Annotated in this window: 19 protein-coding genes; 11 read left to right on the top strand and 8 right to left on the bottom strand. The window is 75.5% G+C overall.

What is annotated here, in order from left to right; all coding sequences use genetic code 11:
* Positions 1-72: 72 nt before the first annotated feature.
* From ACIPSC_RS05100 to ACIPSC_RS05075, 6 genes are all read right to left on the bottom strand, one after another.
* Positions 73-2,616 carry an FtsX-like permease family protein gene (locus tag ACIPSC_RS05100; protein ID WP_400823095.1) on the bottom strand — a complete coding sequence of 848 codons (2,544 nt, stop codon included), beginning with the start codon at positions 2,614-2,616 and terminating at the stop codon, positions 73-75.
* Complete coding sequence (locus ACIPSC_RS05095) at positions 2,616-2,750, bottom strand: hypothetical protein (protein WP_400823093.1); 135 nt, start codon at positions 2,748-2,750, stop codon at positions 2,616-2,618. Before ACIPSC_RS05095 ends, ACIPSC_RS05100 begins: the two co-directional genes overlap by 1 nt.
* Positions 2,751-2,844: 94 nt before the next feature.
* Positions 2,845-4,170: an amidase gene (locus ACIPSC_RS05090; RefSeq protein ID WP_400823091.1), complete on the bottom strand. Its 1,326-nt coding sequence runs from the start codon at positions 4,168-4,170 to the stop codon at positions 2,845-2,847.
* Between the two features lie 125 nt (positions 4,171-4,295).
* Positions 4,296-4,514 carry a hypothetical protein gene (locus ACIPSC_RS05085; RefSeq protein ID WP_400823088.1) on the bottom strand — a complete coding sequence of 73 codons (219 nt, stop codon included), beginning with the start codon at positions 4,512-4,514 and terminating at the stop codon, positions 4,296-4,298.
* A 154-nt stretch (positions 4,515-4,668) separates the two neighbouring features.
* A complete protein-coding gene (alc, locus tag ACIPSC_RS05080; protein WP_400823085.1) occupies positions 4,669-5,745 on the bottom strand; it encodes an allantoicase in 1,077 nt (358 codons plus the stop codon).
* A gap of 59 nt (positions 5,746-5,804) precedes the next feature.
* Complete coding sequence (locus ACIPSC_RS05075) at positions 5,805-6,713, bottom strand: LysR family transcriptional regulator (protein ID WP_400823351.1); 909 nt, start codon at positions 6,711-6,713, stop codon at positions 5,805-5,807.
* A 165-nt stretch (positions 6,714-6,878) separates the two neighbouring features.
* Between ACIPSC_RS05075 and ACIPSC_RS05070 the strand changes: the two genes are divergently transcribed.
* A complete protein-coding gene (locus ACIPSC_RS05070; protein ID WP_400823082.1) occupies positions 6,879-7,874 on the top strand; it encodes an LAETG motif-containing sortase-dependent surface protein in 996 nt (331 codons plus the stop codon).
* A gap of 84 nt (positions 7,875-7,958) precedes the next feature.
* Here the strand turns inward: ACIPSC_RS05070 and ACIPSC_RS05065 are convergent, their stop codons facing one another.
* Positions 7,959-8,600 (bottom strand): ATP-binding protein, encoded by a 642-nt coding sequence (locus tag ACIPSC_RS05065; protein ID WP_400823079.1) that lies wholly within the window; start codon positions 8,598-8,600, stop codon positions 7,959-7,961.
* A 241-nt stretch (positions 8,601-8,841) separates the two neighbouring features.
* Between ACIPSC_RS05065 and ACIPSC_RS05060 the strand changes: the two genes are divergently transcribed.
* The 10 genes from ACIPSC_RS05060 to ACIPSC_RS05015 all read left to right on the top strand — a co-directional run bounded on the left by ACIPSC_RS05060 (position 8,842) and on the right by ACIPSC_RS05015 (position 21,051).
* Positions 8,842-9,672: a hypothetical protein gene (locus ACIPSC_RS05060; RefSeq protein ID WP_400823077.1), complete on the top strand. Its 831-nt coding sequence runs from the start codon at positions 8,842-8,844 to the stop codon at positions 9,670-9,672.
* A 186-nt stretch (positions 9,673-9,858) separates the two neighbouring features.
* The gene (locus tag ACIPSC_RS05055) at positions 9,859-10,620 is read left to right on the top strand and encodes a YcnI family protein (protein WP_400823074.1); all 762 of its coding nucleotides are present in this window, start codon (positions 9,859-9,861) and stop codon (positions 10,618-10,620) included.
* An 89-nt stretch (positions 10,621-10,709) separates the two neighbouring features.
* Positions 10,710-11,378, top strand: coding sequence for an SCO family protein (locus tag ACIPSC_RS05050; RefSeq protein ID WP_400823071.1), 669 nt, complete (start codon positions 10,710-10,712; stop codon positions 11,376-11,378).
* Complete coding sequence (locus ACIPSC_RS05045) at positions 11,375-11,875, top strand: copper chaperone PCu(A)C (protein ID WP_400823069.1); 501 nt, start codon at positions 11,375-11,377, stop codon at positions 11,873-11,875. The genes ACIPSC_RS05050 and ACIPSC_RS05045 overlap by 4 nt, the downstream gene beginning before the upstream one ends.
* Positions 11,876-11,886: 11 nt before the next feature.
* Positions 11,887-13,938 (top strand): FixH family protein, encoded by a 2,052-nt coding sequence (locus tag ACIPSC_RS05040; RefSeq protein ID WP_400823066.1) that lies wholly within the window; start codon positions 11,887-11,889, stop codon positions 13,936-13,938.
* 5 nt (positions 13,939-13,943) lie between these two features.
* Complete coding sequence (efeB, locus tag ACIPSC_RS05035; protein ID WP_400823063.1) at positions 13,944-15,281, top strand: iron uptake transporter deferrochelatase/peroxidase subunit; 1,338 nt, start codon at positions 13,944-13,946, stop codon at positions 15,279-15,281.
* Between the two features lie 134 nt (positions 15,282-15,415).
* Positions 15,416-16,351, top strand: coding sequence for a prephenate dehydratase (pheA, locus tag ACIPSC_RS05030; protein ID WP_400823060.1), 936 nt, complete (start codon positions 15,416-15,418; stop codon positions 16,349-16,351).
* Positions 16,352-16,858: 507 nt separating this feature from the next.
* Positions 16,859-18,133 (top strand): serine--tRNA ligase, encoded by a 1,275-nt coding sequence (serS, locus tag ACIPSC_RS05025; RefSeq protein WP_400823058.1) that lies wholly within the window; start codon positions 16,859-16,861, stop codon positions 18,131-18,133.
* Positions 18,134-18,175: 42 nt separating this feature from the next.
* Positions 18,176-19,024 (top strand): HAD family hydrolase, encoded by an 849-nt coding sequence (locus ACIPSC_RS05020; RefSeq protein WP_400823055.1) that lies wholly within the window; start codon positions 18,176-18,178, stop codon positions 19,022-19,024.
* A gap of 194 nt (positions 19,025-19,218) precedes the next feature.
* Positions 19,219-21,051: an LCP family protein gene (locus tag ACIPSC_RS05015; protein ID WP_400823052.1), complete on the top strand. Its 1,833-nt coding sequence runs from the start codon at positions 19,219-19,221 to the stop codon at positions 21,049-21,051.
* Positions 21,052-21,162: 111 nt separating this feature from the next.
* Here the strand turns inward: ACIPSC_RS05015 and ACIPSC_RS05010 are convergent, their stop codons facing one another.
* Positions 21,163-21,927 (bottom strand): sporulation protein, encoded by a 765-nt coding sequence (locus tag ACIPSC_RS05010; RefSeq protein WP_400823050.1) that lies wholly within the window; start codon positions 21,925-21,927, stop codon positions 21,163-21,165.
* Positions 21,928-21,929 lie beyond the last annotated feature (2 nt).

Genomic DNA, 21,929 nt, shown 5'->3' with positions numbered 1-21,929 from the left:
CCGCCCGCCGCGTCTGCGTCCCGCCAGGGTATCGCCGCCCGCCCGCCGGGCGGAGGTCCCGCGGGACGGGCCCTATCCCCGGGCCGCCAGGGCCGGGCCGCGCAGGGCCGCCCGGCCCGGCAGCGCCGTCGCGGCCAGGGCCAGCACCGCCGTCACCGCCAGCACCCCGGCGTAGTCCGCCCACGGCCAGGCGAGCTCGGCCGCCCCGGTCATCCCCACGCTGAAAGCGGTCAGCACCGCGCCCGCGATCGCCGTGCCGAGCACCGCCCCGGTGACCGCCACCGCCGCCGCCTCCAGGCGCAGCATCCGCAGGATCTGGCGCCGGGTGGTGCCGGCCAGCCGGAGCAGGGCGAACTCCCGCCGCCGGTCCGCCGTGGCCATCGCCAGCGTGTTGACCACGGAGATCGCGGCGAAGCCCAGGACCAGGCCCATGCCCAGGAGGTTGACCTCGGCGCCGGTGCGCCGGCCCTCGGCCGCGATCTCCCCGGCCTGCGCCCGGTCCAGCACCCGCACGCCGGGGTAGCCGGCCACCGCCGCGGTCAGCCGCTCCCGGGTGACGCTGCCGTCGGCGGCGACCAGGACGGCCGCGGCCAGCGGGTCGTCCACGTGCCGGGCCAGCAGCGCGTGCGAGAGGGTCAGGTCGCCGAAGCCGAGGCCGCGGGCGTAGACGGCCCGGACGGTCAGCTCGGCCGGGGTGCCGTCGCCGAGGGTCAGCCGGACCACCGAGCCCGGGTGCACCCCGAGTGCGCCGGCCGCCGTCTCGCTGACCGCGAGGTCGCCGTCGCCGAAGCCGGCCAGCGTGCCGGCCGTCACCCGCGGGTCCCACGCCGCGGTCAGGCCCGCGGTGCTGACGCCCTGCGCGGAGTACTTCTCCAGATCGATCCGGACCGAGCTGCGGACCACCTCGGTCGCCGCCGTCACCCCGGGCAGCGCCCGGACCGCCTGCGCCGCCTCACCGGGCACGCCCGGTGCGCTCGCGGCCAGCGTCCAGGGGGCCCGGACGCCCTCCTCGGCCTGCCGGCCGGCCGCACCGTCGAGCGTGGCCTGGGTGAACAGGACCGTGCAGACCATCGCGGTGAGCAGGGCCAGCGGCGCGGCCACCGCACCCGTCCGGCGGGCCTCGGCGCGCAGGTTGGCGGCGGCCAGGTGCCCGCTCACCCGGGAGAGCCGCAGCACCCCGCCGATGACCGCGGCGGCGACCCGGGCCAGCACCGGCCCGAGCAGCGACACCGCGATCGCCAGCACCAGCACGGTGGCGAAGGTGACCGGGGTGGCGGCCTTCTCGGTGTCCAGCGCCGACAGGACGGCGACCAGGGTGACGCCGCCGGCCAGGGCCACCAGCCCCGCCACCGTGCGGATCCAGCCGCCGGTGCGCACCTCCACGGCCGCCTCCGCCAGCGCCTGGCCGGGGCGGATCCGGGAGACCCGGCGGGCGGAGATCCGGGCGGCGGCCCAGCCGCCGAAGAGCGCCGCCAGCACGCCGACGGCCATCGGGAAGACGCTCTGCGCGAGGTTCAGCGTGCCCGGCACCGCGCCGAGGTCGACGAAGCCCTCGTACAGCTCGCGTCCGGCCGGCAGGCCGGCGAGCGAGCCCAGCACCCCGCCGGCCAGGCCGAGCAGCAGGGCCTCGCGGCCGAGCAGCCGCCGCACCTGGCCCGGCGTCGCCGCCACCGCCCGCAGCAGCGCGATCTCGCGGCTGCGCTGCTGGATCGTCAGGGCGAAGGTGCCGCTGACCACCAGCACGGCGACCAGCAACGCGGTGCCGCCGATCGCGGCGCCCATGCTGACCAGCTTCACCCGGGCGTTCGCCGCGTCCGGGAACTCCGCGAGGCCGCGGTCGGCGCCGCGGTGGACGACGGCGCCGCTGCCGGCCAGCACCGGTGCCAGCCGGCCCGCCAGCGCGGCGGCGTCGGTGCCGGGCGCGGGCAGCACGCCGATCGCGCTGACCCGGCCGGGGTGGCCGGCCAGCCGGCGCGCTTCGGCCGGGCTGAAGAACAGCGCGCTCTGCTCGGCGAGTTCGACGCCGCGCGGGGCGGCGAGGCCGGTGATCCGGTACTCGGCTGGGGCCTGGGTGGCGCGGACGGTCACCCGGTCGCCGACGTGCAGCCCGGCCCGGGCCGCCGCGCCGGTGTCCAGCACCAGCTCGTCGGCCGCGGCCGGCTCCCGGCCCTCGGCCAGGGTGAACGGGGTCAGCGCGGCGGACTCCCAGGAGTGCCCGTACGACGGGCGGTCGTCGCCGGACCGCCCGCCGGCGGCCACCGTGCGGGCCGGGAAGTCGAGCTCGGGCACGGCCGCCCGCACGCCCGGCAGCGCGGCGATCCGGGCCGTCAACTCCTCGGGCAGCCAGACCCGTTCGGCGAGCGGCTTGGCCTTCTCCTTGGTCTTGGTCTTCCCGTTGCCCTTGTCCTTGACGATGGTCTTGTGCACCTGCTGGTCGCCGGCCACCACGACCGGCGTGCCGGCGAGCCGCTCGGCACGGACCTCGCCGCGCAGGCCGGTCTCCAGCAGGGTGCCGCAGGCGGTGACGGTGAGGGCGGCGAAGAACAGCGCGACGAAGGCGCCCGCGAAGCTCGCCCGGCGGGTGCGCAGGCTCTGGAGCGCGTAGGAGAACAGCATCAGAGCCACGCTCCCCGGCGGGAGTCGGGGCGGGTGGCGGAGCCGGGGACGGTGCGGAGCGCGGACCGGTGGAGGGGCCGGTGCGCGGGGCGGCCGGGGCGGTCCGGGCGGCCGGCGGCGGGCGTTTTCGTCATGCCCCCAGGCTTCCGTTCCGAGGGGGTCCGGCGCAGTGCGGCGGCCCGGCCGGTACGGGCGGGGGTTATCCCCCGGCCGGACCGGCCGACTGCCCTACTCCCTTGCGCCCAACACCGCTTCCAGCAGGGCCGCCTGGGCCAGCAGCCGCTCGTCGGCCCCGGCGGCGCCGACCACCTGCAGCCCCAGTGGCAGGCCGTCCGCCGTCGTCCCGGCCGGCAGGCTGAGCGCGGGCAGCCCGAGGTGGCTCCACGGCAGCGACATCACCACGTCCCCGGTGGCGGCCAGGCCGGACGGGGCCGGCCCGGTCGCGGACGGCGCCACCAGCAGGTCCACCCCGGCCCGTTCGCGCTCCTCGGCGACGCGGTCACGCAGGTGCTCGCGGGCGCGCAGCGCCGCCGCGTAGTCCTCCGGGGCCACCGCCTGGCCCTGCCGGATGCCGGCCGCCGTCTCCGGCCGGTAGAGGCCGGCGAAGCGGGCGAACCAGTCGGCGTGGGTGCGGGCCAGCTCGAACCGGTTGATCGTGTGCACCTGCCGCAGCACCGACTCGAAGTCGGGCAGCAGGTCGATCCGGCGCACCGTCAGACCGGCCGCCGCCAGCCGCGTCAGCTGCTCCTCGAAGGCCTTCACCGCCTCCGGCGTGGCCCGGTCCAGGTAGCGGCCGACCGGCACGCCGAGGACGGGCGCCGCGCCCGCCGGGCCGACCGGTTCGGCCGCCCCGGCGCGCCAGTGGTCGCAGAGCAGGGGCGCCGCCAGCGCCGCACCGGCCAGGTCGGCGGTGAACAGGCCCAGGGTGTCGTAGCTCGGCGTGTGCGGGACCACCCCGTCCACCGGGATCCGTCCGAAGGTCGGCCGGAAGCCGACCACACCGCAGTAGGCGGCGGGCCGGACCACCGAGCCGATGGTCTGGGTGCCGATCGCCAGCGGCACCAGCCCGGCCGCGACGGCCGCGGCCGAACCGCTGCTGGATCCGCCCGGGGTGTGGCCGGGGTGGTGCGGGTTGCGGGTCGGGCCCGGGGCGCTGCCGGCGAACTCGGCGGTGACCGTCTTGCCGGCCACCAGCGCGCCGGCGGCCCGCAGCCGGTCGACCACCACGGCCTGCGGCCCGGCCAGCACGCCGGGGGGCAGCGCCGAGCCGGCGTGGGTGGGCAGGCCGTCGACGTGGACGATGTCCTTGACGCCGACCGCCACGCCGTAGAGCGGCGGTGCGGCGGCCGGGTCGGGGTGGCGCGCGGCCAGCGCCCGGGCCTCGGCGTGCAGCCGGGCGGGCCGGCCGGGCTCGGGCACGAAGGCGTGGATCAGCGGGTCGACCCGTTCGATCCGGGTGCAGAGCCGGTCGACGTGGCCGGCGAGGTCGGGGGCGGCTCGCAGGGCGGCGGCCTCACGGGCCAACGACCGCGGGCTGACAAGGGGTTCGTCCATACCGGCCACGGTAGTCCGGGTTCACCGACGGCCGGCGGCGGGTGTCGCCCGGGAACCGGCGTCCGGCCGCGGGCGCCCCGGGGCGCCGGTGGCCGGGGAGTCGCTGTTCAGGGGGAAGTCGCTGTTCAGGGGTGCTCGGTGGCCAGGTACGGCGTCTCGCGCAGGTAGTACGCGCCGCAGGTGTGGCAGCAGAGTTCGGCGGTCTTGCCCCAGTCCGTCGCCTCCCGCACCGGCGCGTCGTCCGCCAGCTCCCGGCCGCACATGGCGACGGCCTCGGTGCCGCGGACCATGTGCCAGAGCTTCACCCCGGCGGCCGGGCCGCCGTCGCCGTACTCGGCTCGCATCTGGTGCATCATCCCCCCATCGTCCGGCCGCCCCCGGGCCGCGGCAACCGGAGGCCGGCGGGGCGGCCGGGCCGCTCCAACGGGGCCGGCGGGGCGGGGCGGGGCGCTCCGGCGGGGCGTTCCGACGGACCGGCCGGCCCCGTTCGAGGTTGCCTCAGACCAGGCTGCCGTGCAGCCGCAGCCGGGCGATGCCGCCGTCGGGGAAGACGTCCAGCCGGACGTGGGTGGCGGGCCGGGGCGCGTCCAGGACCAGGCGGTGGACGGCGTCGGGCTGCAGCCGCGTCCGCGGGACCAGCTCGAACCACTCCTGCGGGTCGGCGGCCCGCTCGTCCCGCCCGTACAGCGCGGCCCAGCCGGCCGCGTTGCCGACGTAGTAGCCGGTGTCGATCTCGACGGCCCGGACCGCGCCGCGCCCGGCCAGCCGCAGCCGGACCCAGTCGTGGCCGTCGTCGCGCCGCCGCCGGTTCTCCCACCCGTCGCCCATCGCCCGTGACCGGCCGGGCAGCGCGAGGTTGGCCGGGGGCGAGAAGAAGCGGTCCGAGGCGTCCTCGACCGCGCCGCCGTTCTCGATCGCGGCCAGGTCGAAGGTGCCGAGCGCGGCCAGCCAGGCGGTGTCCGGCCGGGCCTCGCCGTGCACCCGGAGCCGGGCGATGCCGCCGTCGGGGTACTGGCTGAGCCGCAGGTGGGTGAAGCGGCGGCCGTCCTCGACGGTGAAGCCGTTGGCGGCGTGGCCGCGCACCGGCGAGCGGGGCACCAGCGGGTGCCAGACGGTGGAGTCGGCGAGCAGTTCCTCCGGACCCGGGGTGCCGGGGAGCTCGGCGCCCTCGACGGCGATCTGCTGCGGGTGGTTGCCGCGGAAGTGCGCGGTGTCGACGATCACGCCGCGCACCACGCCCGGCACCCCGAGCCGGACCAGCGCCCAGTCGTGGTCGTCGGCCGCCGGGTGCGGGCGGCCGGTGCCGGCGCCGCGCCGCCGGCGGGTCTCCCAGCCGTCCATGATCTGGCCCTTGTTCCCGAAGGTGTGCGGGCGGAACTCGGCGGGCTCGGGGAGCAGCAGGTTCTCCCGCTCGGCGAAGAGCTCGTCGTTGGCGGCGATCACGGCGCCGCCGAGCCGGCGGTCGGCCAGGTCGGTCAGGGTGGTGAAGGCGTAGTCGCCGGCGCGGTAGTCGGCGTACGGGTTGCCGCCCGCGTAGGGCGGGGCGTCTGCGTCGGAAAGCGTCTCGAAGGCCATGCCTCCACGATGGCTCCGCCCGATCGGTCAGGTCCATCACAAAGAATTGAGCAAAACGTTCAGTCCGGCTGAACGGTCGTGGCCACCTCGGCCAGCGCGTCCAGCACCCGGCGCAGCGGCGGCGTCCCCTCCGTCCCGCTCCGGACCGCCGCCACCACCCGGCGGGTCGGCAGGTCGGCGGGCAGCGCCCGCACCACCGCCCCGCCGCCGCGGCGTGCCGAGGCCAGCCGGGGCACCAGCGCCACCCCGAGGCCCGCCCCGACCATCGCCAGGATCGCCGTCCAGTCCGCCGCGGTGTGGGCCCGCTCCGGCACGAACCCGGCGTCCGCACAGGCCGCCAGGGTGATCTCCCGCCACGGCCCGGCGGCGCCGTAGATCCACGGCTCGGCGGCGAGGTCGGACAGCCGCAGCCCCGGCACGCCGGCCAGCGGGTGGCCGGGCGGCAGCGCGACGTCCAGCGGGTCGCTGAGCAGCACCGACTGGACGAAGCGCGGATCGCCGCCGCCCGGCTGGACGGCCAGCGACAGCGCCAGGTCGACCTCGCCCGCCGCCAGCAGCCCGTACGCCCCGGCCGCCTCGGCCTCCACCACCCGGACCGCCAGTCGCGGTGCGGACTCCCGCAGCCGGGCGATCGCCGGGACGAGCAGCCCGGCGATCGCGGTGGCGAACGCGCCCACCCGCACCTCGCCGGCCTCGCCGTGCAGGTAGCCGGCGAATTCGGCCTCGGCCCGCTCCAACTGCCCGAACACCAGCTCCGCGTGGCGCAGCACCAGGCGCGCCGCCGGGGTCAGCCGGACCCGCCGCCCGTACGGCTCCAGCATCGGCGCACCCAGCTGCCTCGCCAGCGCCGACACCTGCTGGGAGACCGCCGACGGGGAGAGGCGGAGCCGCTCGGCCGCGCCGGTCACCGTGCCGCACTCGTCCACCGCCCGCAGCACCCGCAGCCGCCGCAGATCCCACTCGCCCACACCCATCGCGCCAGCGTAGGACCGCCGCCGAGCCGTCTCGGCCACCCCGGCCGAAACCCGTCGCCGGCGCCCCGATAAGGTGCCGCTCCTGCGACCCGCCGGTGATCACACCAGGCATCAAGTCGCCCGTATTCAGACAGAATTCACCTAATGGGGGCAAAGAACGTGCGTACTTCCCGCCTGCTGGCCGCGTCCTCGCTGCTCGCGCTCTCCCTCGGCGCGACCGTCGGCACGGCCACCGCCGGCGCGGCCGCTGTCTCGCCGACCCCGACGGCCACCAGCTCGGCCACCGCCACCCCGTCGGGCACGCCGTCCGCCACCCCGTCGGCGACCGGCTCGGCCTCCCCCTCGGCCACCGCCACGGCCAAGCCCACCACGACGGCCTCCCCGAGCGCGTCGGCCTCCGCCACCACGGCCAAGCCGACCGTCCGTCCGACCGTGCCGGTCCCGAGCCCGAGCGTGGGCGGCAACTGCCCGGGCGGCTTCCGCGAGGACGAGATCAAGGCCACCGGCTCCGGCCTGGCGGGCACCACCCTGGTCAAGGGCGGCCCGGCCCAGGAGCTCTCGGTGACCTTCGAGAACACCAGCCCGGTCGACCTGCAGAAGTTCAACGCCTTCCTCTTCGCCACCGACATCCAGGAGGAGGGGGCCGGGGTCCCGTCCGCCTCGATCAAGGAGGCCTTCACCATCGAGGCGAAGCTGCCGGGCGGCGACTGGAAGGCCGTCGAGCAGTCCAACCCGGTCTACATGCTGGTCAACCTCGGCGACTTCAAGATCGCCAAGGGCGCGAAGCTCACCCTCCAGGTGCGCCTCAAGGCGACCGGCAAGGCCCGCAGTGCCGACTACTTCGCCGAGCTGCGCGGCACCTCCGAGACCATCCCCAGCAAGAACGTGCCGGGCAGCACCCTCACCAACGGCTGCCACGAGTACTTCGGTGACCACCGGGTCGACGAGCTCTTCAAGGTCGCCGACACCGCTCCGTCCACCACCGCCAAGGCCTCCGGCTCGGCCTCCACCTCGCCGGCGGCGGGCCCGCACCTGGCGGAGACCGGTAGCAGCTCCAACACCCTCCCGATCGCCGTCGGCGGCGCCGCCGTGCTCGCCGCGGGTGCCGGGACGCTCGTCGTCCTGCGCCGCCGCAAGGCCGGTTCGCACAGCTGAGACCGGTAGCGGTCGGCCGACCGAGAAGCTGACGAAGGGGTACGGGCACACTGCCCGTACCCCTTCTTCCGTACGCCGGTCCGCTCAGCAGGCCCGCAGCAGGGCGCCGTCCTGCCACTTGAGGACCTTGTCGAAGCTGACGATCGCACCGCGGAGCGGGTGGTTGCGCAGCTGCACGTGGTCGGTGAGGGCGTGGATCAGGAAGAGGCCCCGGCCGGACTCCGCGGTGAGGTCGGGCAGGGTGTCGAGGTCCACCGGGCGCAGTGTGGGGGCCGGCGGGCGGCACGGCAGCACATGGGTGTCGTAGGGGCGGGCCTCGCGGCGGGGCCGGTGGCCGGTGAGCACCGGCCCGGGGATGCTGGCGCGGCCGCGCCGGCTGCGGCGCGGGCGGTGCCCGGCCGGCGCGGGGCGGGCCGGCGGGGCGGGCGGGCGCCGCAGCGACGGCACGGCCGGGGCAGCGGGCACGGCGAGCCCGGGGCCGGAGTCGGTCACCTCGATCCGCAGCAGGTCCCCGCTGATCGACGCGCTGACCTGGAAGCCCTCGTCCGGCCGACCCCCGGCGCCGTGCTCCACGGCGTTGGCGCAGGCCTCGCTGAGGGCGAGGCCGAGGTCGTGGGCGACCTGTGGGTCGACGCCCGCCGTCGCCATCGCACCGAGCAGGATGCGCCGGGCCAGCGGGACGCTGGCCGGGTCGCGCTTGAGGTGCAGAGTCCACCAGATGTCCACGGGAGGTCCCTCCTGGCTGCGGCTCCACATATAGCGAGGTATCTCCGGGCGATTCCGGGATGAACCGTGCCGGAGGCCGGCTACCGCTCGTTCGGCGGATGGACTGGGACCGTGCTCTGTGCCGAGCGGCGCACACGCGCAACCGCACGCCGGGGCCGAACGGGGCATTCGTCGGACAAGCCGTCGCGTTTCCCACCCTGCCCGTGCCGGTCCGGTGGGCGATGAGATGATGGGCCCCGCCATGACTGCCCACGCCGCCGCCCCGCACCCGGGCGCCCCAGCACCGGACGCGCCGGTCGGGGCCGCCGCCTGGGACCTGCGGCTTGCGCGGGCCGTGCCGTTCGCGCTGGTCTGCACGCTGATCGCGGCCGCCGGGCACGCGCTGGCCGGGGGCGGGAACGTCGCCCCGACCACGCTGGCGGCGGGCTTCGCGGCCGTCCTGGTGCTCGCGGTGGCCCTCGGCGGGCGGGAGCGCTCGCTCGGCGCCATCGCCGGGGTGCTCGGCGCCGGCCAGCTCGGCCTGCACTGCCTCTTCCACGCCTTCGGCGGCCACGGTGCCGCGGTGGCCGGGTTGCACCACGGCGCCTCGGGCTCCGGGCCGCTGACCCTGCCCGAGGTGGCCGGCCGGCTGATCTGCAACGAGTCCGCCCCCGGCACCCTGGCCGGACTGTCCGGCGGCCCGACCGCCGAGCAGTTGGTCGCCGGAGCGGGTCTGGACCCGAGCGCCTTCGCCGCCGCGCCCTGGTGGCAGGCCGGCCTGTTCGGCCTGACGCCGTCGATGCTCGCGGGCCACCTCGCCGCCGCCCTGGTGGCCGGCTGGTGGCTGCGGCGCGGCGAGGCTGCACTCTGGCGGCTGGTGCGGATCGCCGCCACCGCCGCCCGCGAGCACTGGGCGGCTCCGCTGCGGACCGCGTTCGCCCTGGCCGCCGCCCTGCTCGGCGGCCTGCTCGGCACGCCCGGACCGGTCCGCCGGTTCGGGGCACGCGGCGGGGAGGGCCCGCTGCCGGCCGGTGCCGCACTGCGGCACAGCGTGGTGCGGCGGGGACCGCCGTTCGGGGCGCTCGCGTACTGACCCCGCCCCCGGTTCCCCACGGGCCGGGCTCCGGGCGTACGCGGCAGCCGGGCCGTCGCCGCGCATCCGCGCGGTCCGCGGCCGTACCCGTCCCCTTCCCCGCGCTGCCCGGCCCCGCCGGGTCACGGACCACCCGTGCCCGGGAGCGGGCCCGCCGCCGACCCTCCGAACGGAGACCCAGAAACCATGCGTTCCCTTCCCACCCGCCGTATCGCCGCCGTCGCCCTCACCGCCGCCGCCTCGGTCGTGCTGCTGGCCGGTCCCGCCTCCGCGCACGTGACCGTCCAGCCGGGCAACGCCCAGCAGGGCGGCTACACCGCCGTCGACTTCCGGGTGCCGAACGAGAACGACACCGCCTCCACGGTGAAGCTGGAGGTCAACCTCCCGCTGGACCACCCGCTGGCCTCGGTCCGCACCCTGCCGATGCCGGGCTGGACCGCGACCGTCGAGAAGTCCAAGCTCGACAAGCCGATCAAGGTGCACGGCAACGACGTCAACGAGGCCGTCTCCAAGATCACCTGGACCGCCGACGCGGGCACCAAGATCGCCCCCGGCCAGTTCCAGGAGTTCCGCGTCTCGCTCGGCCCGCTGCCGACCGACACCGACAAGCTGATCTTCAAGGCGCTGCAGAGCTACGACAACGGCGACGTCGTCCGCTGGATCGACGAGGCCAAGGACGGCCAGCCCGAGCCGGCCAAGCCCGCCCCCGTGCTGACCCTCACCAAGGCCACCTCCAGCGACGGCCACGGCGCCACCGCCACCGCCACCGCCTCGCCCGCCGCCGACGGCCACGGGCACGGCGACAGCGCCGCCAAGGAGCAGGCCGCCGACTCCTCGGCCAAGACGAGCGACTCGACCGCCCGCGTCCTCGGCGTGGTCGGCATCGTGGTCGGCGTGATCGGCGCCGCCGTCGGCGTCCTCGGCCTGCGCCGCCGCAACGCCTCCTGACCCTCCGCACCGGCGGGGCCGTACCCGCCGCCGTACCCGTGCCCGGGTACGGCCCCGCCGGTGGTCCACCGCGCACGATCGGATCCCCCATGCCCCGCACCGCCCGTACCGCCCGCCTGGCCGGCGCCGCCGCCGTCGTGCTCGCCGCCGCCCTCACGCTGACCGCCTGCGGCTCCGGCGGCGGCAGCGGCAGCCCGGCCAAGGTCACCCAGCAGAAGGCCGACTCGCCCTACGACGGCACCGTGCTCAGCAAGCACTTCGACAAGCCCGAGCTGCAGCTGACCGACACCTCGGGCCGGCCGTTCGACCTGCGCCAGAAGACCAAGGGCCGGTCCACCCTGCTGTTCTTCGGCTACACCAGCTGCCCGGACGTCTGCCCCACCACGATGGGCGACATCGGTGTGGCGATGAAGAAGCTCTCCCCCGAGGAGCGGCAGAAGGTCGACGTCGTCTTCGTCTCCACCGACCCGCAGCGCGACACCCCGCAGGTGCTGCGCACCTGGCTGGACTCGATGGGCGGCGACTTCATAGGCCTCACCGGTGACCTCGCCAAGGTGAAGGCCGCCGCCAAGTCGCTCGGCATCATGATCGAGGACCCGGTGGTCAACGCCGACGGCACCGTCACCTCCACCCACGGCGCGCAGGTGCTGGCCTTCCTCCCGTCCGACGACAAGGCCCACGTCCTCTACCTCAGCGGCACCGAGGAGAAGACCTACGAGCACGACCTGCCGCTGCTCGCCCAGGGGGTCGCGGCGTGAAGGGCACCGGCGGGCCCGCCGGCTTCCGGCGGACCGCGCTCGCGGGGGCGGTGCTGGCGACGGCACTGGGCGGCGGCGCCATCCTGGTCGCCTGCGGTGCGGGCGGCCAGGACGGCGCCGCCGACGGGCCGGCCCGGCTGACCGTCGCGGACTCCTACATCCCGCTCCCGCCGGCCGGCGGCACGGCGGCCGGCTACCTGACCGTGCGCAACGACGGCGGCCGGGACGAGCTGGTCGGCGTCTCCAGCCCCGGCGCCGGTTCGATCACCATGCACCGTTCCACCGCCTCCACCATGGAGCAGGTCGCGCGGATGGACGTCCCGGCGCACGGTGCGTTGCAGCTCGCCCGCGGCGGCAACCACCTCATGATCATGGGATGGCAGAAGGCCCCCGCCCTCGGTGACGAGGTCGAGCTGGACCTGACCTTCGCGAAGTCCGGCACCATTTCGGTCAAGGTGCCGGTCAAGGAGCTCACCTACCGCCCCGGCCAGCAGTAAGGATCCGCCAGATGCTGAAGGCCGCGTTGCCGCAGACCACCCGCCGCCGACTCGCCGGGCTGCTCGGCGTCCTCGGCGCCGTGCTCGCACTGATGCTCGCCGGCGCCGGACCGGCCGCCGCGCACGCCACCCTGCAGTCCACCGACCCGGCGCAGAACTCCGTCCTCGCCACCGCGCCGCAGGCCGTCACGCTGACCTTCAGCGAGGCCGTCTCGCTCTCCGGCGACTCGGTGCGGGTGCTCGACCCGGCCGGCAAGGCCGTCGACACCGGCAACCCGGCGCACGCGGACGGCAAGGACAACACCGCCCGGGTCGGGCTGAACGCCGGACTCGCCGGCGGCACCTACACGGTGGCCTGGCGCGCCGTCTCCGAGGACTCGCACCCGATCGGCGGCGCCTTCACCTTCTCGGTCGGCGCCCCCTCGGACACCTCGGTCTCCGCCACCGCGCTGAGCGGCGCCGAGGCCGACGACGTCGTCGCCGCGCTCTACGGCACCGGCCGGGCGGTGGCGTACGGGGCGTTCGCGCTGCTGGCCGGCACCGCCGCGTTCGTGCTGATCTGCTGGCCCGGCGGGGCGGCCCGGCGCCCGGTGCAGCGGCTGCTGATGACCGGGTGGGTGGCCCTGCTGGTCTCCACCGTCGCGGTGCTGATGCTGCGCGGGCCGTACGAGCGCGGCTCGGGCGTGGGGCAGGCCTTCGACCTGTCGCTGGTGCGCACCACCCTGGACGAGCGGATCGGCACGGCGCTCGCGGCCCGGCTGCTGCTGCTCGCGGCGAGCGGTGTCTTCCTCTCCCTGCTGGTCGGCCAGCTCGGGCAGCCGGCGCAGCCGACGGCCCCGGGCGCCGGGGCGGGGCCCGGCGCGGAGGCGGAGGCTGCGAAGGCCGAGCACGTCGATGCGGAGGCGGCCGAGGAGGCCGAGCTGCGCGAGCTGGAGCGGCGCGCCGCCGAGCGGCCGGAGCGCGAGGCCCGGCTCGGCCTCGGCGTGGCCGGGCTGGTGCTGGCCACCGCCCTGTCGGCCACCTGGGCCGGCGCCGACCACGCCTCGGTGGGCATCCAGGTCTGGCTGGCGCTGCCGCTCGGCATGCTGCACCTGGTCGCGATGGCGCTCTGGCTGGGCGGCCTGGCCACGATGCTGGTCGGCCTGCGGCACGGGATCGGCGCGGAGGTCGCCGACCGCTTCTCCAAGGTCGCCTTCGGAGCGGTCGCGGTGCTCACCGCCACCGGCCTCTACCAGTCCTGGCGCGGCCTCGGCAGCTGGGGCGCGCTGACCGGCACCGAGTACGGGCGACTGCTGCTGGTGAAGACCGGCTGCGTGGTCGCGATGCTCGGCGTCGCCTGGATCTCCCGCTCCTGGCTGGCCCGGCTGCGGTCCGCCCCGGACGAGGCGGCCGCGGTCGAGCCGGTCGAGGTCGAGGCGCCGGAGCCGGCCGCCGTCGCCGCCCGGCACTCCGACGACCCGGTCCGGCAGGCCCAGCTGGCCCGCCAGCAGACCGCCCGGGCGAACGCCGGCCGCGACCGCGGACTCACCCCGACCCGGGCCGGGCTGCGCCGCTCGGTGCTGGTCGAGGCACTGGCCGCGGTGGCCGTGCTGGTGGTCACCACGATGCTCACCAACTCCCCGCCCGGACGGGTGGCGGACGAGGTCTCGGCGGGGGCGCCGGCCGGTCCGGCCGCCGGCGCACCGGCCCCGGGCGTGCCCGCGCCGACCGTGCCCGGCCAGACCCTGGAGCTCAAGCTCCCGTACGACACCAAGGGCCGCACCCCGAACGCCAAGGGCACCGCGACGGTCACCCTCAACCCGGCCCGGACCGGCCCCAACGAGGTGCACCTGAAGCTGGACGGGGCCGACGGCCGGCCGGTCGAGGTGCCCGAGGTGCAGCTCGCCTTCACCCTCCCGGACCGCGACCTCGGCCCGCTGCCGGTCACGCTGGCCCCCGAGGGCACCGGCCGCTGGAGCGGCACCGCGCAGCTGCCGCTGCCCGGCAACTGGGTGGTCTCGGTGGTGGTCCGCTCCTCGGACATCGACCAGGCCACCGAGATCAAGCCGCTGAAGATCGGGTGACCGCGATGGAGCGCACGGAACAGCCGGAGCAGCCGGAGCAGCCATCGCAGTCGGAGCAGCCGGAGCGGGCGGACCGGCCGGCGGCCGACGGGAGCGGCCGGCCCCGCGGGGTCACCCGGCGGGCACTGCTGGGCACCGCCGGGGCGGGCCTGGTGGTCGGCGCGAGCGCGGGCGCGGCCGGGGCGGTCGCCCTGGACCGCTCCCCCGCGTCCGGGCCGGCGGCCGGCCCGGGCGGCGGCCTCGGCGCGGCCCGGGTGCCGTTCCACGGCGAGCACCAGGCCGGCATCCTCGAACCGCAGCAGGCCCGGGTCCAGCTGGCCGCCTTCGACCTCGCGGACGGCGCCGGCCGGGAGGGGCTGCGGTCGCTGCTGCGGCGCTGGTCGCGCACCGCCGCCCGGCTGGCCGCCGGTGAGCCGGCCGACGAGTTCGAGAACCAGGTCGCGCTGGACGCCGGCCCCTGCTCGCTGACCGTCACCTTCGGTTTCGGCGCCACCCTCTTCGACAAGGCCGGGCTGGCCGACCGCCGCCCGGTCGCACTGGAGCCGCTGCCGTCGTTCCCGGCGGACGCCCTCGACCCGGCGCGCGGCGACGGCGACCTGTTCGTCCAGATCGGCGCCGACGACGCCCTGGTCGCCGTGCACGCCCTGCGGGTGCTCCAGCGGCAGGCGGCCGGCACGGCGGCGCTGCGCTGGCAGGGGGCCGGCTTCGCCCGGACGCCGGGCGCCACCGCTCACCCGATGACCGGACGCAACCTGATGGGCCAGATCGACGGCACCAACAACCCCCGGCCCGGCGAGGAGGGCTTCGCCGACAAGGTGTTCTGCACCGCCGGGGGCGACCGGCCGGCCTGGCTGGCGGGCGGCTCGTACCTGGTGTTCCGGCGGATCCGGATGCTGCTGGACAACTGGGAGGCGCTTCCGACGGACCGCCAGGAGCGGGTGATCGGGCGGCGGAAGTCGGACGGCTCGCCGCTCTCCGCGCCCGCCGGTGCGGGCGAGTCCACCCCGGTGGACCTGGCGGCGCAGGGCCCGGACGGCGCGCTGGCGGTCCCCGCCGATGCCCACGTCCGGGTCGCGGCCCCGGCCGCCAACGGCGGGGCGGCGATGCTGCGGCGCGGCTTCTCGTACCACGACGGCCTGCTGCCCGACGGCGCGCCGGACGCCGGGCTGCTCTTCCTCGCCTTCCAGGCCGACCCACGCCGGGGCTTCACCCCGGTGCAGCGCAAGCTCTCCCGGGGCGACGGCCTCTCCCGCTTCCTGCGGCACGAGGCGAGCGGCCTGTACGCCGTCCCGCCGGGTGCCCCGGAGGGCGGGTACGTGGGGCAGCCGCTGCTGGAGGGGTAGGGCCGGCGGCCCTCGTCCGGGGTCCTTACCACGTGCCGGGCGGGTGCTGCCCACGGGCCGGAACACCGCCGTGGGCGGCGGGCGAAAGTGGTTAAGGTGGCTTGCCCGGTAACCCATTCGCATGGAGGCGCGGAATGTCGGCCACCCGCTACACCTACCTCGGCCCGGCGGGCACCTTCACCGAGGCCGCCCTGCGCACGCTGCCCGAGGCGGCGACCCGGGAGTTGGTGCCACTGGCCTCCGTCCCGCTGGTGCTGGACGCGGTGCGCGGCGGCGAGGCCGCGGGCGCGTTCGTACCGATCGAGAACTCCGTCGAGGGCGCCGTCACCGCGACCAACGACGAACTCGCCTCCGGCACCCCGCTGATGATCTACCGCGAGGTGCTGCTGCCGATCGCGTTCGCGCTGCTGGTCCGGCCGGGGACGGAGCTGGCCGACATCCGGACCGTCACCAGCCACCCGGTCGCCCAGCCGCAGGTGCGCCGCTGGCTGGCCGCCAACCTGCCGGAGGCCCGGTGGGAGTCGGCCGCCTCCAACGCCGACGGGGCCCGGCTGGTCGCCGAGGGGCGGTTCGACGGCGCCTTCGCGGGCGAGTTCGCCGCGCCGATCTACGGGCTGGACCCGCTGGTCAAGGAGATCGCCGACGCGCAGAACGCGACCACCCGGTTCATCCTGGTCGGCCGGCCCGGGCGGGTCTCCTCGCCGACCGGTGCGGACAAGACCTCGATGGTGGTCTGGCTGCCGGACGACCACCCGGGCGCGCTGCTGGAACTGCTGCAGGAGTTCGCGGTGCGCGGAGTCAACCTGATGCGGATCGAGTCCCGGCCGACCGGCGAGGGGCTCGGCAGCTACTGCTTCCTGATCGACTGCGAGGGGCACCTGGCCGACCGCCGGGTGAGCGAGGCGCTGATGGGGCTCAAGCGGATCTGCCCGCAGGTGCGCTTCCTCGGCTCCTATCCGCGCGCGGACCAGCAGGTCTCCGAGCACCAGCGGCCGGGTACGTCGGACGCCGATTTCACCGCGGCCGCCGACTGGCTCTCCCGCTGCCTCGACGGGCGCGGCGACATCTGACCGTCGCCATTTGTCCTTCTGACCTTTTCCGACCGTTTTCGACCGCGCCCGCCGGAGCGGGCGGGTCACCGCACCCGTCGTCCACAGGGGCGCCGGCACCGGGAAGCGGCTGTCCACAGGGGCGCCGGCTGTCCACAGCCGCGAGTTATCCACAGGCCTGGGGACGAGTCGACAAAACGGTATAGCTACTGCCGGGTTCGGTCGGATCGTCGGTTAGCGTCGCAGAGATGACTAATCGGACCAGAGTCACCCGTGTGCCAGCAAATCACCCGTCCGAGTGCTTCAATTCCCTCACCCGAGAAGGTCAAATGAGGTTTGAAACCTCAATTCCTTGGTTGTGAGTACGGCCCGCCGGTCCGGCCCGGCCGTCCACAGCCCACGGGTCCCGGCTGTGGATAACCTCCGGGCGTCCGGTTGCCCACAGGAGTTATCCACAGGCCGGGGGGAGTTATCCCCAGGAGAAATCCGGTACCGGTGGACAGGCCCCCGCCCGGTAGGCTTGGGCGCGTGATTGACCTTCGCCTGCTTCGTGAGGACCCTGACCGAGTGCGCGCCTCGCAGCGCGTCCGTGGCGAGGACGTCGACCTGGTCGACGCCCTCCTCTCCGCCGACGAGCGGCGCCGGTCCTCGGGCAGTCGCTTCGACGAGCTGCGCAACGAGCAGAAGTCGCTCGGCAAGCTCGTCGCCAAGGCCCAGGGCGACGAGAAGACCGCCCTGCTCCAGCGCACCAAGGAGCTGGCCGCCGAGGTCAAGGCCGCCGACGCCGAACAGGGCGCGGCCAAGGAGGAGGCCGAGCGCCTGCTCCGCTCCCTGGCGAACCTCATCGACCCGGCCGCCCCGGTCGGCGGCGAGGAGGACTTCGTCACCCTGGAGGAGATCGGCACCCCGCGCGACTTCGCCGCCGAGGGCTTCGAGCCCCGCGACCACGTCGAGCTGGGCCAGATCCTGGGTGCGATCGACACCGAGCGCGGTGCCAAGGTGGCCGGCGCGCGGTCCTACTACCTGACCGGTGTCGGCGCGCTGCTGGAGCTCGCCCTGGTCAACATGGCGATCGCCCAGGCCACCGCCGCCGGCTTCATCCCGATGATCACCCCGGCCCTGGTCCGCCCGGCCGCCATGGACGGCACCGGCTTCCTCGGCCAGGCCGCCGAGAACGTGTACTTCCTCCCCGAGGAGGAGCGCTACCTCGTCGGCACCAGCGAGGTCCCGCTCGCGGCGTACCACATGGACGAGATCATCGACGCCGAGAAGCTGCCGCTGCGGTACGCCGGCTACTCGTCCTGCTTCCGCCGCGAGGCCGGCACCTACGGCAAGGACACCCGCGGCATCATCCGCGTCCACCAGTTCGAGAAGGTGGAGATGTTCGTCTACACCTCGCCCGAGGACGCCGAGGCCGAGCACCGCCGCCTGCTGCAGTGGGAGAAGGACTTCCTGAACGCGCTGGAGCTGCCGTACCGGGTCATCGACGTCGCCTCCGGCGACCTCGGCTCCTCGGCCGCCCGCAAGTTCGACATCGAGGCGTGGATCCCCACCCAGGGCAAGTACCGCGAGGTCACCTCGACCTCGAACACCACCGAGTACCAGTCCCGCCGGCTCTCCATCCGGATGCGCGAGGAGGGCAAGGTCCGCCCGCTGGCCACGCTGAACGGCACCCTGGTCGCCGTCCCGCGCACCATCGTGGCGATCCTGGAGAACCACCAGCAGGCCGACGGCTCGGTGGTCGTGCCGGAGGCGCTGCGGCCGTTCCTCGGCGGGCGCACCGTCCTCGAACCCGTCAAGTAACGCCCCACCACCCGCAGGCAGCACCCGGGAGACGCACGGCCCATGAGCAGCACAAGCCCCAGCCCCGTCTCCCCGGTCGACGGTGGCGGCCTGCCCTTCCGGCTGGTCGCCACCGACCTCGACGGCACCCTGCTGACCAGCGAGGAGACCGTCTCCGACCGGACCAGGGCGGCGCTCGCCGCCGCCACCGGCGCCGGGGCCCTGCACATCATCGTCACCGGCCGCTCGGCCGCCTGGGCCCGGCCGGTCTTCGACGAGATCGGCTACCGCGGGATAGCGGTCTGCGGCCAGGGCGCCCAGGTGTACGACGCGGGCGCGCACAAGCTGCTCACCTCGCTCACCCTGGACCGCCGGCTCGCCGCGCTGGCCATCGCCAAGATCGAGGCCGAGACCGGTCCGCTGGCGGTGGCCGCCAACCAGGACGGCCTGGAGGGCGAGGTGCTGGCCGGCCCCGGCTACGAGCTGCTGATCGGCTCCGACCTGCCGGTGGTCCGGGTCGCCAAGGACGAGCTGTTCCTGAGCCCGCTCAGCAAGCTCTACATCCAGCACCCCCGGCTCACCGACGACGGCCTCGCCGAGGCAGCCCGCCGGGTCGCCGGCGACCTGGTCGGCGTCGTGATGGCCGGCCCCGGCATCGTCGAGCTGCTGCCGCTCGGCCTCTCCAAGGCCACCGGCCTGGCCGTCGCGGCCCGCCGGCTGGGGGTGAAGGGCGCCGAGACCATCGCCTTCGGTGACATGCCCAACGACGTGCCGATGTTCGCCTGGGCCCGGCACGGCGTCGCGATGGCCAATGCGCACGAGGAACTGCTCGCGGTCGCCGACGAGGTCACCCTCGGCAACGACGAGGACGGCGTCGCCGCCGTGCTGGAGCGGCTCTACCCGGCGCGGTGAGCGCCCGGCGGGCGAGCGCCGGGCGAGCCGGGGTCGGCACCCGGATGCTGACCGCTCCAGGAAGAGTTTGTATGCTCCGCTGAAGCTCCGCGTCTCCTGGTGCGGTGCTCCTGTGCGGTGTTCCTGGCCGGGCCCGGGCCGTGCCCGCCGGACAACGCGCAGGATTGCTGCTTCCGCCGGTGAGAGGTACGCGCATGTCAGGCCAGTACGAGAGCCCGTCGGGGGCGGACGGGCGTCGGCGTGCCGAGGGCGCCTCGCGCGGCGGCGTACGCACCGAGCGGCCGGGCGAGGGCGGCCGCGTTCCCGCGCCCCGGCCCGGCGGCCGGGCCGAGGCCCGGCGGGCCGCCCAGGGCAAGGACGGCCGCGGCCGGACCGATGGGGCGCGGGCCGAGGGCGCGCGGAAGGACGGCGGGCGCGCGGACGGCGCACGGGCCGAGGGCGGGCGGGCCGAGGCGCGCCGGGCCGCCGGCGGACGCCGGGCCGAGGCCGCCCCGACCGGCGGTCGGGCGGCGGCGCGGAACAGCCGCAAGCCCAAGCGCAACGTCAAGAAGACCGTCGCGTGGTCGGTGGCCGGTGTGATGGTCGTGCTGGCCGGGTGCGGCGGCGCGATCTACTACAAGCTGAACGGCAACATCAAGTCCTTCGACGCCGGGGCCGTCTCCACCGACCGCCCGCCGGAGGCCACCGCCGACGCCAACGGCAACAAGCCGGTGAACGTCCTGCTGATCGGTTCGGACTCGCGCGCCGGCAAGAACAGCGACCTCGGCGGCGGCGACGAGGACGGCGCCCGCTCGGACACCACGATCCTGTTGCACGTCTACGCCGACCACAAGCACGCCGTCGGCATCTCGATCCCCCGCGACGCCCTGGTCACCATCCCGAAGTGCAAGCTGCCGAACGGGAAGTGGACCGAGGAGAAGTCCGGGCAGATGTTCAACTCCGCGTTCTCGGTGGGCAACACCGAGACCGGCAACCCGGCCTGCACCCAGAACACGGTGGAGAAGCTCACCGGTATCCGGGTCGACCACACCATCGAGGTCAACTTCGAGGGCTTCTCGGCGATGACCGAGGCCGTCGACGGCGTCGACGTCTGCCTGCCCAACGACATCTACGAGGGGAACATCAACCCCAACCTGGGCAAGAAGGGCAAGATCGTCCTGCCCAGGGGCAAGCAGAAGGTCTCCGGCCAGAAGGCGCTGGACTACGTCCGGCTGCGGCACGGCATCGGCGACGACTCCGACGTCGGCCGGATGAAGCGCCAGCAGGCCTTCCTCTCCTCGATGATGGCCAAGGTCAAGGGCGAGGGCCTCAACCCGACCACGCTGCTGCCGCTGGCGGACGCGGCCACCAAGTCCATGACGGTCGACCCCGGGCTGGACTCGGCGAAGAAGCTGATGGACTTCGCGCTGTCGATGAAGAACATCGACCTGCACGACGTCAAGTTCCTCACCGCGCCGTGGCGCTACAACGGCCCCCGGATCGACCTGGTCCACCCGGCCGTCGACAACCTGTGGAAGACCCTCCAGGCCGACCGGACCATCGACGGCCAGGACGCCACCGGCAAGCAGGAGGACGCCCCGGCGAGCCCGACCGCCGCGCCGGAGACCACCTCGGCGGCGCCGACGCCGGCCGCCGTGGACACCCCGATCAAGGTCGCGGTCTACAACGGGACCACCGCCAACGGGCTCGCGGCCAAGGCCGCCGAGACGCTCAAGGCCGCCAAGGTCACCGTCACCACCGTCACCGGTGCGAAGAGCACCAACAAGGCGACCACCACGGTCGAGTACGGCAGCGGGCAGAAGGCCAACGCGGAGAAGGTGGCGGCGCTGTTCCCGGGTGCCACCCTGGCGCCCACCTCGGCGGCCGGGATCAGCCTCGTCCTCGGCAAGGACTACGCCGCCGCCAACGCCGGCGCGGCCGCCCCCGCGGCCGGTACGCCGAGCGCCCCGGCGCCGCTGCCCTCCGAGGTGGTCAGCGAGGCCCGCTCGGCCGACGACGACATCTGCAGCAACGTCTCCTACGGCTGAGCCGGCCGACTACGGCTGAGCCGGCCGGCACGGGGTCCGTCCGGGCGGACGGACCCCGCAGCGCGGCTCGGCGCCCCCGGGTGCCGCGCGGTCCTGGAGCGCCGCGCGGTCCTAGAGCGCCGCGCGGATCCAGCCGTCGACCAGGCCGGTGAGGTCCTGGTCGGCCTGGCCGTGCTCCACCACGTGGGTGCGGATCACGTCGTGCCCGCCGCCGAACAGCCCGCCGCGCTTGTCCGCCTCCAGCACCACCTCGACCCGGTGCGGGGTGGTGACGAAGCTGACCTCCAGCGAGTTGCAGGCGTGCGCGTACTGCGGCGCCGAGGAGAACTCGATCTCCTGGTAGAACGGCAGCGTCTGCCCGGTCCCGTGGATCCGGCCGGCCTCCAGGTCGGCCGAGCGGAAGTGGAAACCGAGCTGGAGCAGGGTGTCCAGGACACGGCGCTGCACCGGCAGCGGCTCGACCTCCAGCGGGTCGGAGTCGCCCTTGTCGAGCGCGCCCGCGATGTCCACCTCGGTCCGGACGCCGAGCTGCATGCCGTGCAGGCGCTGGCCGGCGATCGTGGTGACCGGGGTCTCCCAGGGCACCGGCACGGCGAACGGGATCGAGCGGTTCTCGCCGGGCGCCAGCACCAGGGGCTGGGCGACCGAGAAGCGGGCGAACGGGTACAGCCCGGTGCTCTCGCCCTCCTCGTGCTCGATCTCGACCCGGGCGACCAGCGTCAGCGTGATCCCCCGGATGTCCGCCTCGACCGTCCCCCCGGTCAGTTCGACCGTCCCGTGCAGGGTCCCGCCGGGCTGGACCACCGGCGTGGTCAGGACGGTGTCGACGCCGGGACCGCCGACGCCCAGGGCACCGAGCAGCTTCTTGAACACCATGC

Source organism: Kitasatospora sp. NPDC090091, assembly GCF_044747365.1.
GTDB lineage: Bacteria > Actinomycetota > Actinomycetes > Streptomycetales > Streptomycetaceae > Kitasatospora.
The sequence above is the reverse complement of the archived record's forward strand: the minus strand, read 5'-3'. Positions and strand labels throughout refer to the sequence as shown.

Bases quoted from the DNA above. Each gene is read 5' to 3' on its own strand.
- alc (WP_400823085.1), bottom strand. From the start codon at position 5,745: ATGGCCTTCGAGACGCTTTCCGACGCAGACGCCCCGCCCTACGCGGGC.
- ACIPSC_RS05060 (WP_400823077.1), top strand. From the start codon at position 8,842: ATGACTGCCCACGCCGCCGCCCCGCACCCGGGCGCCCCAGCACCGGAC.
- pheA (WP_400823060.1), top strand. From the start codon at position 15,416: ATGTCGGCCACCCGCTACACCTACCTCGGCCCGGCGGGCACCTTCACC.
- ACIPSC_RS05010 (WP_400823050.1), bottom strand. From the start codon at position 21,927: ATGGTGTTCAAGAAGCTGCTCGGTGCCCTGGGCGTCGGCGGTCCCGGC.
- ACIPSC_RS05020 (WP_400823055.1), top strand. From the start codon at position 18,176: ATGAGCAGCACAAGCCCCAGCCCCGTCTCCCCGGTCGACGGTGGCGGC.
- ACIPSC_RS05050 (WP_400823071.1), top strand. From the start codon at position 10,710: ATGCCCCGCACCGCCCGTACCGCCCGCCTGGCCGGCGCCGCCGCCGTC.
- ACIPSC_RS05085 (WP_400823088.1), bottom strand. From the start codon at position 4,514: ATGCGAGCCGAGTACGGCGACGGCGGCCCGGCCGCCGGGGTGAAGCTC.
- ACIPSC_RS05015 (WP_400823052.1), top strand. From the start codon at position 19,219: ATGTCAGGCCAGTACGAGAGCCCGTCGGGGGCGGACGGGCGTCGGCGT.
- ACIPSC_RS05055 (WP_400823074.1), top strand. From the start codon at position 9,859: ATGCGTTCCCTTCCCACCCGCCGTATCGCCGCCGTCGCCCTCACCGCC.
- ACIPSC_RS05040 (WP_400823066.1), top strand. From the start codon at position 11,887: ATGCTGAAGGCCGCGTTGCCGCAGACCACCCGCCGCCGACTCGCCGGG.
- efeB (WP_400823063.1), top strand. From the start codon at position 13,944: ATGGAGCGCACGGAACAGCCGGAGCAGCCGGAGCAGCCATCGCAGTCG.
- ACIPSC_RS05090 (WP_400823091.1), bottom strand. From the start codon at position 4,170: ATGGACGAACCCCTTGTCAGCCCGCGGTCGTTGGCCCGTGAGGCCGCC.
- ACIPSC_RS05095 (WP_400823093.1), bottom strand. From the start codon at position 2,750: ATGACGAAAACGCCCGCCGCCGGCCGCCCGGACCGCCCCGGCCGCCCC.
- ACIPSC_RS05100 (WP_400823095.1), bottom strand. From the start codon at position 2,616: ATGCTGTTCTCCTACGCGCTCCAGAGCCTGCGCACCCGCCGGGCGAGC.